At 72.5% G+C, this 11,083-nt stretch carries 8 protein-coding genes; 6 read left to right on the forward strand and 2 right to left on the reverse strand.

The features are described from left to right. Nucleotides 1–117: 117 nt before the first annotated feature. Nucleotides 118–354 carry a DUF5302 domain-containing protein gene (locus tag HZS56_RS35705; RefSeq protein WP_216724967.1) on the reverse strand — a complete coding sequence of 79 codons (237 nt, stop codon included), beginning with the start codon at nt 352–354 and terminating at the stop codon, nt 118–120. 131 nt (nt 355–485) lie between these two features. On the opposite strand from HZS56_RS35705, the gene HZS56_RS35710 reads away from it, so the two are divergent. After that, nucleotides 486–1,349: an alpha/beta hydrolase gene (locus HZS56_RS35710; protein ID WP_216724968.1), complete on the forward strand. Its 864-nt coding sequence runs from the start codon at nt 486–488 to the stop codon at nt 1,347–1,349. A 270-nt stretch (nt 1,350–1,619) separates the two neighbouring features. On the opposite strand, the gene HZS56_RS35715 is transcribed toward HZS56_RS35710, so the two are convergent. Continuing rightward, nucleotides 1,620–3,485 (reverse strand): CocE/NonD family hydrolase, encoded by a 1,866-nt coding sequence (locus HZS56_RS35715; protein WP_216724969.1) that lies wholly within the window; start codon nt 3,483–3,485, stop codon nt 1,620–1,622. Between the two features lie 314 nt (nt 3,486–3,799). On the opposite strand from HZS56_RS35715, the gene HZS56_RS35720 reads away from it, so the two are divergent. From HZS56_RS35720 to glpK, 5 genes are all read left to right on the forward strand, one after another. Continuing rightward, a complete protein-coding gene (locus HZS56_RS35720) occupies nt 3,800–4,225 on the forward strand; it encodes a PGPGW domain-containing protein (protein WP_216724970.1) in 426 nt (141 codons plus the stop codon). 212 nt (nt 4,226–4,437) lie between these two features. Beyond that, nucleotides 4,438–7,446 carry a 3-keto-alpha-glucoside-1,2-lyase-like domain-containing protein gene (locus HZS56_RS35725; RefSeq protein WP_216724971.1) on the forward strand — a complete coding sequence of 1,003 codons (3,009 nt, stop codon included), beginning with the start codon at nt 4,438–4,440 and terminating at the stop codon, nt 7,444–7,446. Nucleotides 7,447–7,562: 116 nt separating this feature from the next. After that, nucleotides 7,563–8,393, forward strand: coding sequence for an NAD(+) synthase (gene nadE / locus HZS56_RS35730; protein ID WP_253915442.1), 831 nt, complete (start codon nt 7,563–7,565; stop codon nt 8,391–8,393). A 146-nt stretch (nt 8,394–8,539) separates the two neighbouring features. Beyond that, nucleotides 8,540–9,385: an MIP/aquaporin family protein gene (locus HZS56_RS35735; protein WP_216724972.1), complete on the forward strand. Its 846-nt coding sequence runs from the start codon at nt 8,540–8,542 to the stop codon at nt 9,383–9,385. Nucleotides 9,386–9,412: 27 nt separating this feature from the next. Next, entirely contained in the window at nt 9,413–10,936 is a 1,524-nt protein-coding gene (gene glpK / locus HZS56_RS35740) for a glycerol kinase GlpK (RefSeq protein ID WP_216724973.1), read from the forward strand. The last annotated feature ends 147 nt before the right edge of the window (nt 10,937–11,083 follow it).

Below are 11,083 nucleotides of genomic sequence, written 5' to 3' on the forward strand. Positions count from 1 at the left end.
TGAACTTCACTCCCAGGGGCGGCACCCCCCCCGCCCGCCCCGGCCGCCCGGCGCGCCCGGCCGGGACGGTCCCCGGCCGGACGCGACGGCGACCCGACAGGCGCGTCGGTACGGGTGTCAGCCGCTCTTGCGCCGGAAGGACCGCTGGCTCGCCGCCGGACCGTGGGCGCCGCGGATCTTCGAGGCCTCCGGGTGCGCCGCGAGTGCCGCCGCCTCCACCTGTTTCCCCCGCTTTCGCTCCAGCGCCTCACGGAACTTGTCCTTCAGGTCCTTCGGGCGTGTTTCGGGCGCCGGGCCGGGGGGCTCGGCCCCGGCCGGTTCCGAACCCGTTCGCGCTGAGGACTCCGCAGTCATGACGACCTCCTGGGACCGTACAACTCCTGGACTCGGACAACAGGAGCACAGCTTGTCATGCCGGACCCGTACGGGGCAGTGCCCGCGCCCGGTTCCGCGCGCGACGGCCTTCCCGCTTCTAGGGTTCCGGCATGGCAGAACCCCTGGGCGAACCGGCGGACCGGCGGACCGTGCGTGACGGGCAGGTTCCGGTCACGGTCGAGAGAGGGCTGGTGTACGCGACGGCCGGCGGCACCGAACTGCGTCTGGACGTCCACCGTCCGGACGGACCCGGCACACCGGTCGTGCTGTACGCGCACGGCGGCGGCTGGACCCGCGACGACCGGGGCACCGACGCGGAGACCCGGCTGGCGCCGCTGGCCGCGCAGGGCATCACCGTGGTCTCGGCCGACTACCGCCGGGCGTCCCGGGCCGTCTTCCCGCAGCAGGTGCACGACCTCAAGGGCGCCGTGCGCTGGCTGCGCGCCCACGGGCCCCGGCTGGGGCTGGCCACCGAACGTCTCGGCGTGTGGGGCGCCTCCGCGGGGGCGTACCTGGTGTCGCTGCTGGCGCTGTCGGAGGGCGAGGAGGAACTGGAGGGCACGGTCGGCGGACACCTCGACCGGTCCAGCGCGGTGCAGGCCGTGGTGCACTGGTTCGGGCAGACGGACCTCGTGGCGTCCGCATCGCGCAGCGCACTGGAGCGGCGGCTGCTGCCGTTCCACTTCGAGGCCGACCTGCTCGGCACCACCGAAGAGGAGCTTCTGGCGGAGCGGGCCCGGCGGTGGAGCCTGCTGTCACGGGTGTCGGCCGGGGCTCCGCCCTTCCTCGTGGCCCACGGTGACCGGGACCGGATCGTGCCGCCCGCCCAGGGGTTCGCCCTCCACCAGGCGCTCGTGCGGGCGGGGGCGCGCAGCCGTCTCGAACTGCTGGGCGGCGCCGGGCACGAGGACGCCGAGTTCGGCTCCCGTGCCACGCTCGCCGCCACGGCCGCGTGGCTGCGCGCCGTGCTGTGACGCCGCCGCGGGCCGCGGGGGGGCCCCCCCCGGGGGCGGGGGGGGGGGCGGGCCCCCCCCCCGGGGGGGGCGGGGGGGGGGGGGGGGGCCCCGGCGGGGCCCCGCGCGGGGGGGGCCCGGGCCCCCCGCCCGCCCCGCCGGCCCCCCGCCCCCGCCCCCCCCCCACGGCCGCGGGGCGGCGCGCCGTGCTGTGACGCCGCCGCGGGCCGCGGCCGGCCCCGGCAGGCGTCCGGGCCGGGCCCGGAACACCGGCCGGGGCCGGCCGGGACGTCAGTGGCGGCCGCCCGGGACCACGGTGAACGTCCCCGGGCCCGCCGGCAGGGTCACCGTGTACTGGCGCAGATACGTGTCCAGGTACGGTGAGCGGTCGCCGGAGGTGGCCACGTCGTCGGCCGGGTCGTCCAGGGCGAGGCGGAGCCTGGCGTCCTTGACCGCGATGGTCTCCCCGGAGGGCGTGTCGCGCCACGAGCCGGTCTGGACGGACCCGATCTCCACGGCCAGGACGTGCCCTGCCGCCAGCGTCCAGTCGGTCGCCTTCAGGTCGACGGTCAGCCGGCCGGAGTCCACCAGGGAGACCTGCTCGTCGAACATGACGGCGCTGCCGTCCGGGGCCACGTCGTACAGCTTGAGCATGACGTTGCCCTCGCCCCGCGCGGTCAGCGAGACCTGCGGGGTGCCGGTGACCCGTACGTCCTTCTTCAGCGGCTTCGACCACACGAAGAAGCTGGAGCCGGTCCCACCGGTGCGCCGTCGCTCCGCGTTCTCGGCTGCCAGGCCGTCCGGCGCGGGCCGTTCGATCGCGGGCGCGTTCTCCATGTCCCACGTGCCGGCCGGCTGCGGCGGGGTCTGCGGTGCCAGGTCGCCCGGGGCGCTCAGCGCCGCCAGGGCCGACGCTCCGCCGTCGTCGACGTAGGAGCCGCCGCCGAGCGGCAGGGTCGTCCTGCGCTCGGTGACGGGCCAGGTGTGCTGGGCGCGCCAGGCGCCGGTGGAGTCCTCGACGGCGTAGGCCGGGTAGCGCACGGTGGGCCTGACGCCCTTGAGGTACTGGTCGTAGAAGGACAGGGTCTCCTCGTACCAGCCCTCACGCCCCATGGCCAGGCGGCCGTCCTCCGTGCGGTCGCCGCCGCGCACGTGGTCCCACTGGCCGACCCAGCCGCGCTCGGGCCCCTTGTGGTTGTCCAGGTACTCCTGCATCTCCTCGGGCTTGGTGTTGTTCTCGATGAACCCCTGCGTGACGAAGAGCGGGGTGTCACTGCCCCGGGCCATCCTCGCCAGGTCGCGGGAGGTCCAGTGCTCGTCCCGCTGGTCGGATATGCGGTATCCGGCGGAGTTCCCCGTCAGGCACTCCGGATGGCTCTCCTCGTAGCGGGCGGCCTCCTGGTAGCGGGGGTCGTCGTCCGCCATCGGGGGCATCGTGGCGATGGAGTTGTACGCGTCCGCGGTCCCGGTCACGTTCGGGCGCGGCACTCCGTTGGAGTAGATGTACTGGTACATGTCCCACACGGGCTCCTGGGCCACGACGGCCTTGAGGGCGCGCTGGTCCAGGTTGTTGCCGATGAGGCCGGTGACGGCGTCGTAGGACTTCCCGTACATGCCCACGGCCCCCGTGGACCACGGCTGTTTCGCGGCCCAGTCGACAGCGGCCTTCACGTCGGCCTGTTCGCCCGGGCCGCCCCAGTCGAGGCAGCCGGTGGAGCCGCCGAAGCCGCGCAGGTCCACCATGACGAAGGCGTAGCCCTGCTCGAAGAGGTCGGTGCCCTCGATGAAGTCCTGGAAGCGGGCGGAGGGTCCGGTGCGGGTCCAGCCCTCGGGGCCGGTCTGGCCCGTGTGGGAGAAGTAGGGACCGATCGACAGGATGACCGGCACCTTCTGCTTGCGCTTCAGTCCTTCGGGCAGCAGGACGTCGGCGTGGAGCCGGGTGCCGGAGCGGTCGGACGACGGGAAGTAGTGCTGGGTCCAGACCGAGCCCTCGGGGACACGGTCGTTCTCCTCGTGCGTGACCGGGCCGGCCGTGGCGGGGGCCGGCCCGGACGCCGCCGCGGGCGCCGCGACGGCGGGACCCGCGAGACCGGCGGTCAGGGCCAGGGCGGCGACGGCTGCGGACGCGGTCCGGACGACCGCGCGACGTGCTCTCACATGCTCCTCCTGGTGGCAGTGGTGCAGGTGGTGCTGACGGTGGCACAGGTGATGCTGCGCGTGGTGCTGACGACGGGACAGGGGATGGTGCGGGTGGTGCAGGTGCGGGTGGTGCAGGTCTAGCAGTGATCCCCTCTCGCGTCGATGGGGCGTTCGACTCACCGCCCCTCAACTTCTCGCCCCCCGCGCACTCGCGGCTTGTCGGCCCCGCGGGGCATCCGGGCGCTCTGAATCGCCGTCACCCCGGTCGCTGCCTAAGGTGGGCACCGCCGACGGAACCGGAGTTCCTCCCGACCGCAGGAGAGTGGGGCGCCATGGCGCGGGGTGTCGAATCGGTGCGGCGCACCGCCCTGGGGGTGCTCGGCGCCGTCGTGCTGGTGGTCGGGGTCGCCCTGCTGGTGCTGCCCGGTCCCGGCCTGCTGCTGGTGTTCGCCGGGGTGGTGCTGCTGGCGCGGGCCGTCCCGGCGCTGGACCGTTTCGTCGCCCCCGTGCGCGACCGGGCCATGCGCGCGGCCGAGGAGAGCGTCTCCTCCGGCTGGCGGATCGCGGGCTCGGTGCTGGTCGGCGTGTGCCTCGTCACCGCCGGCGCGGTGTGGGGCCTCGTGTCCGGGCTGCCGTACTCCGGGTGGGCCACCGGGGCGAGTCTGATCCTCTCCGGCCTCGTCCTGTTCGCCCTGCTGGTGTGGAGCCGTCGCCGCGTGCAGGCGGCCCGCAGGGACGCGGACCGCGCCGCGGACTGAGGCCGACTGCCCGAAGGACGGCGGACTCCGGACGTCGGCAACTCCTCGGCAGGACGGGGGACTTCGGACGTCGGCAACTTTGAACACAACGATGACAAAGTATGGACATGCCAAGCGGAAGTCTCCTACCTTGGCGGCGGAACCACCGTCATGCCGCTCAAGACCGGAGCGATTTCCGGCACGGTCCGGTCCCCACCCCCACTGGAGGACCAATGCGTCCACGGCTGTTCTCGCGTGCCCGAAGACACCTCATCCTGCTGACGGCCTCGGCCGTCTCCGTGGGTGGCGTGCTGGCCGCCCCGGCCTCGACGGCCGCCCCCGCGGACATCCCGCCGCAGGAGCCCGGGATCACGCTGCGCGTCTTCGACGTCCAGACGCCGCTGAACGAACTGTGCACCCTCAAGCCGGGGCAGACGCCGAACCACGACCAGCTGATGCCGACGGTCGACTGGTCGACCACCGCCGACTTCGGCGGCATCGCGGACAACTTCGTCTCCGAGGCCTCCGGCTACCTCGTCGCGCCCCGCGACGGCACCTACGTGCTGCGGCTCGTCAGCGACGACGGCTCACGGCTGACCCTCGACGGCGACACGGTGATCGACCACGACGGCCTGCACGGCGCGGAGCCGAAGGACGGAACGGTCGAACTCACCGCCGGGGCGCACCCGCTGCGCATCGAGCACTTCGACCGGGGCGACGGTCAGCAGCTGCAGCTGTCCTGGATGCCGCCGGGCGAGAGCGCGTTCAGCGTCGTGCCGTCCGAGGCGCTGAGCACCGACGCGGGCGTCGTGCGGGTGACGGCGCCGGGCCGCAAGGAGTGCGAGGCCGGCACCGACACCCCCGGCGACGGCCTGCCGCTCACCTCCGTACGCCCCGACCTCACCCTCACCGACCTGCGCCCCGACGGTTTCGAACCGCAGGTCACCGGCATGGACTGGCTGCCCGACGGCCGCCTGGCCATCAGCACCTGGGGCGGCACCGACAACGTCGCCGGTGAGGTGTACGTCCTCGGTAACGTCACCGGCACCACCAGCCGCGACAAGGTCACGGTGAAGAAGGTGGCGAGCGGCCTGCGCGAACCGATGGGCATCAAGTACGTCGACGGCTCGCTCTACGTCTCGCAGAAGCACGAGCTGACCCGGCTGGTCGACAGCGACGGCGACGAGGTGACCGACGAGTACCGCACGGTCGCCACCTGGCCGTACGGCGGCAACTTCCACGAGTTCGCCTTCGGCCTGCTCTACCGCGACGGCTACTTCTACGTGAACCTCTCCGTCGCCATCGACCTCGGCGGCGCGACCACCACCCCGCAGCCCGCGCCGGACCGCGGCACCACGTACAGGATCAACAAGAGGACCGGGAAGATCAGTCCGGTCGCGGGCGGGCTGCGCACGCCCAACGGCATCGGCTGGGGCCCCGGCGGCGAGCTCTTCGCCACCGACAACCAGGGCGGCTGGCTGCCCTCCTCGAAGCTCGTCCAGATCAAGCAGGACCGCTTCTTCAACCACTACACCGAGCCCGCGGGCCCCTTCGAGGACTCCCCCGTCACGCAGCCGGTGCTGTGGCTGCCGCAGAACGAGATCGGCAACTCGCCCTCGACCCCCGTGTACCTGAAGGAGGGCAGGTTCGCGGGCCAGATGCTGATCGGTGACGTCACCTACGGCGGTCTGCAGCGCGCCTACCTGGAGAAGGTGAAGGGCCAGTACCAGGGCGCCGTCTTCCGCTACACCCAGGGTCTGGAGGCGGGCGTCAACCGCGTCTCCCTCGGTCCCGACGGGGCGATCTACACCGGCGGACTGGGCGCCGACGGCAACTGGGGGCAGGAGGGCAAGCTCAAGTTCGGCCTGCAGAAGCTGACGCCGAACGGCGGCGACACCTTCGACATCCAGGAGATGCGCGCCGTACCGGGCGGCTTCGACCTCACGTACACCCAGCCGCTGTCCGAGGAGACGGCCGCGGAACTGGCCGACCGCTATGCGGCGGAGCAGTGGCACTACACGGCGACCGCGGACTACGGCGGCCCCAAGATCGCCGAGGAGGAGCTGGCCGTGCGGTCGGCGACGCTCTCGGACGACGGCCGGACCGTCCGGCTGCGGCTCGACGGCCTCAAGCCGGACCGCGTGGTGCACGTGCGTTCCCCGCAGCCCTTCGCCTCCGCCTCGGGCGAGACGCTGTGGAGCACCGAGGCCTGGTACACGCTCAACGAGATGCCCGGCAGGCAGCCGCCCGCCGCCACCCTGTACGAGGCCGAGGAGGCGCGCCTGACCGGCAGGGCGGGCATCGACACCGACCACGCCGGCTACTCGGGCAGCGGGTTCGTCGACCGCTGGGACACCGAGGGCAAGGGCGCCGCGACCTTCGACGTGACCGTGCCGAAGACCGGCACCTACGACGTGGGCCTGCGCTACTCCAACGGCCCCGACCCCTTCGAGGGCACCAAGTCGCTGTCCCTGTACGCGGACGGCAAGAAGGTGCGCCGGACACAGCTGCCCTCCACCGGGGACTGGGACACCTGGTCCACGAAGACCGAGCGCCTGCGGCTGGGCAAGGGCCACCACACGCTCTCCTACCGGTACGACGCCGGGGACACCGGCCACGTCAACCTCGACCTGGTCACCGTGCACCCGAAGGGAGCCCGGGCCGTCCTGTTCGACGGCACCGCCGCCTCACAGGAGCAGTGGCAGCACACGGACGGGCGGCCGGTGGCGTGGCCGCCGGCCGAGGAGGAGTCGATGGAGGTGTGCTGCGGGGACATCCGCACCAAGGACGCCTACCAGGACTTCAAGCTGCACGTGGAGTTCCGTGTGCCCCTGCTGCCGCCCGACGTCACCGGACAGGACCGCGGCAACAGCGGCATCTACCTCCAGGACCGCTACGAGCTGCAGATCCTGGACTCCTACGGCGACACCACCCCGGACACCGATGAGGCGGGAGCGATCTATCTGAAGAAGGCGCCCGACACCAACGCGGCGACGGCACCGGAGACCTGGCAGACGTACGACGTCGTCTTCCGTGCCGCCCGCTACGACGAGAACGGGACCAAGACCGCCGACGCGCGGGTGACGGTGGTGTGGAACGGCGAGAAGGTCCACGACGACGTCGCCCTCGACGGGCCCACCGCGTCGGGCCGTGCCGAGACCCCGGCCGCCGGGGCGATCCGGCTGCAGGACCACGGGAACAAGGTCCGGTTCCGCAACATCACGGTGCAGCCGCTGAGCTGACCCGCGAGCGTGCGGGGCGGTCCCTGGCGGCCGCCCCGCGCCGCTCGCCCCCGGGGCCGCCACCGCCGGTCGGTAGGGTGGGGAGAAACGCCCTGCTGATCGAACAAGGAGCGGAATTGAGCGAGCCGGCGTCCATCGCCCTGCAACAGGAGATCGCCCGGGAGCTGGAGGTCGCGCAGACCTTCGACGCCGAACAGGAGATCGAACGCCGGGTGGCCTTCCTCGCCGAGCGGCTGACCTCCACGGGTCTGCGCTCACTGGTGCTCGGCATCAGCGGCGGTGTCGACTCGACGACGGCGGGGCGGTTGTGCCAGCTCGCCGTGGAGCGGGCCCGGGCCGCCGGACACGAGGCCCGCTTCTACGCGATGCGGCTGCCGCACGGGGTCCAGGCCGACGAGCACGACGCCCAGCGGGCGCTCTCCTTCATCGGGGCCGACGAGGTGCTGACGGTGGACGTCAAGCCCGCGAGCGACGCCGCCCTCCAGGCGCTGCTCGCCGCGGACGTGGCCTTCCGCGACGCCCACCACCAGGACTTCGTGCACGGCAACATCAAGGCCCGCCAGCGCATGATCGCGCAGTACGCCGTGGCCGGTGCGCACAACGGTCTGGTCGTCGGCACGGACCACGCGGCCGAGGCGGTCTCCGGCTTCTTCACCAAGTTCGGCGACGGCGCGGCCGACGTGGTCCCGCTGACCGGCCTCACCAAGCGCCGGGTGCGCGCCGTCGGCGAAGCGCTGGGCGCCCCGGCGGAACTGGTGCGCAAGGTGCCGACGGCCGACCTGGAGAACCTGGACCCCGGCAAGGCCGACGAGGACGCCCTCGGGGTCACCTACGACCAGATCGACGACTTCCTGGAGGGCCGGCCGGTTGCGGCGGACGCCTTCGAGAAGATCGTCACCCGCTACCGGCTGACCGAGCACAAGCGGAGGCTGCCGATCGCCCCGTGAGCCGGTGACCGCTCGTCATGGGCGCCCATCTGCGGACATCCACCCCGAATGTCCATTATGTGCGCATTGCCGGATGTCGACTTAGTCTGTGCGAGGAAACTCTCGTGCAGTCGACAGCCGGTCGAGCCGGCGGAAGGTGAGCTTCCATGGCTGAGCGGTTCAAGAGGTCCGGCATGATCGGTGAGCTGTCGGCGGAGTTCGCCGGCACGATGATCCTCATCCTCTTCGGTTGCGGCGTCGTCGCCCAAGTGATCGCGGGCGGCGCCCTCACCGACCCGGAGGGCGGGCTCGGCGACCACGACAGCATTTCCTGGGCATGGGGTCTCGGTGTCACCCTGGGCGTCTACGTGGCGGCGCGGCTGAGCGGCGCCCACATCAACCCCGCGGTCACCCTCGCCCTCGCCGCGTTCAAGGGGTTCCCGTGGCGCAAGGTGATCCCCTACACGGTGGCCCAGACGCTGGGCGCCTTCGTGGCGGCGCTCCTGGTCCGCTGGAACTACACCGAGGCGCTGGCGAAGGCCGACCCCGGACACACCATCAAGACCCAGTTCGTCTTCTCGACCCTCCCCGCCAACGGGAACACGGCGCTGCCGGTCCACGAGTGGGGCGCGTTCCGCGACCAGGTCATCGGCACCGCCATCCTGCTGCTGCTGATCATGGCGCTGACCGACCTGCTCAACTCCCCGCCGGGCGCGAACCTCGCGCCCTTCGTCATCGGCCTGGTCGTGGTCGCCATCGGCATGGCCTTCGGGACCAACGCCGGGTACGCCATCAACCCGGCCCGTGACTTCGGCCCCCGGCTGGCGAGCTTCCTGACCGGGTACGGCGGAGCGTGGCGGGACCAGTACGGGAACTTCTACTTCTGGGTGCCGATCATCGGCCCGCTGATCGGCGGCCTGCTCGGCGCCGGCCTGTACAAGGTGCTCATCGGCCGGTTCCTGCCCGCGGCCGAACCAGAGCCGACGGGGCGCGTCCCCGCACCAGAGGACTGACACCGGCCGGAGAGGCGGTACGACGACATGGCGGACTTCATCGGCGCGGTGGACCAGGGGACCACCAGCACCCGGTTCATGATCTTCGACCACGGCGGCAACGAGGTGGCGAAGCACCAGTTGGAGCACGAGCAGATCCTCCCCCGTTCCGGGTGGGTCGAGCACGACCCGGTGGAGATCTGGGAGCGCACCAACTCGGTGATGCAGAACGCCCTGCGCCACAGCAGCCTGTCGGGGGGCGACCTGGATGCCATCGGCATCACCAACCAGCGGGAGACCACGGTGGTCTGGGACCCGCGCAACGGGCGTCCCTACTACAACGCCATCGTGTGGCAGGACACCCGCACCGACGCCATCGCCGCGGCCCTGGAGCGCTCGGGCCGCGGCGACGTCATCCGGCAGAAGGCCGGGCTGCCCCCGGCGACGTACTTCTCGGCCGGCAAGATCCAGTGGATCCTGGAGAACGTCGACGGCGTACGTGAGGCGGCAGAGGCCGGGCACGCCCTGTTCGGCAACACGGACTCCTGGGTCCTGTGGAACCTGACCGGCGGCCCCGACGGTGGCATCCACGCCACCGACGTCACCAACGCCAGCCGCACCATGCTGATGAACCTGGAGACGCTCGACTGGGACGACGAGCTGCTGGGCTTCTTCGGCATTCCCCGCTCCATGCTGCCCTCGATCAACCCCTCCTCGCACCGGGAGGCCTACGGCACGGCCCGCACCTCCCGGCCGCTGCGCGCCTCCGTGCCGATCTGCGGGGTACTGGGCGACCAGCACGCGGCCACCGTCGGGCAGGTCTGCTTCTCGCCCGGCGAGGCCAAGAACACCTACGGCACCGGCAACTTCCTGGTCCTCAACACCGGTACCGAGCTGATCCGCTCGGAGCACGGCCTGCTCACCACGGTGGCCTACCAGTTCGGGGACAGTCCGGTCGTCTACGCGCTGGAGGGCTCCATCGCGGTGACGGGGTCCGCCGTGCAGTGGCTGCGCGACCAGATGAAGGTCATCAAGACCGCGGCGGAGAGCGAGGAACTCGCCCGCACCGTCGAGGACAACGGCGGCATGTACTTCGTGCCCGCCTTCTCCGGTCTGTTCGCCCCTTACTGGCGCTCCGACGCCCGGGGGGCGATCGTCGGCCTCTCCCGCTACAACGACAACGCACACCTGGCGCGGGCGACCCTGGAGTCCATCTGCTACCAGAGCCGCGACGTCGTGGAGGCCATGGAGCAGGACTCCTCGGTCCACCTGGACGTGCTCCGGGTCGACGGCGGGGTCACCGCCAACGACCTCTGCATGCAGATCCAGGCCGACGTCCTCGGCGTCCCGGTCAGCCGACCCGTCGTCGCGGAGACCACCGCGCTCGGCGCGGCCTACGCCGCGGGCCTGGCCACGGGCTTCTGGCGGGACACCGACGAACTGCGCACGCACTGGCAGGAGTCCAGGCGCTGGGAGCCGCAGTGGTCCGAGGACCGGCGCGCCGAGGGGTACGCCGGCTGGAAGACGGCCGTGGAGCGCACCCTCGACTGGGTCAAGGTTCCCGAGGGCTGATCCCGGGCCCGGCCACCGGCCGGGCCGCGCCGTGGGGGGGGGGGGGGGGGGGGGGGGGGGGGGGGGGGGGGGGGGGGGGGGGGGGGGGGGGGGGGGGGGGGGGGGGGGGGGGGGGGGGGGGGGGGGGGGGGGGGGGGGGGGGGGGGG

It is taken from the genome of Streptomyces mayonensis (assembly GCF_018982965.1).
GTDB classification, from domain to species: Bacteria; Actinomycetota; Actinomycetes; order Streptomycetales; family Streptomycetaceae; genus Streptomyces; species Streptomyces mayonensis.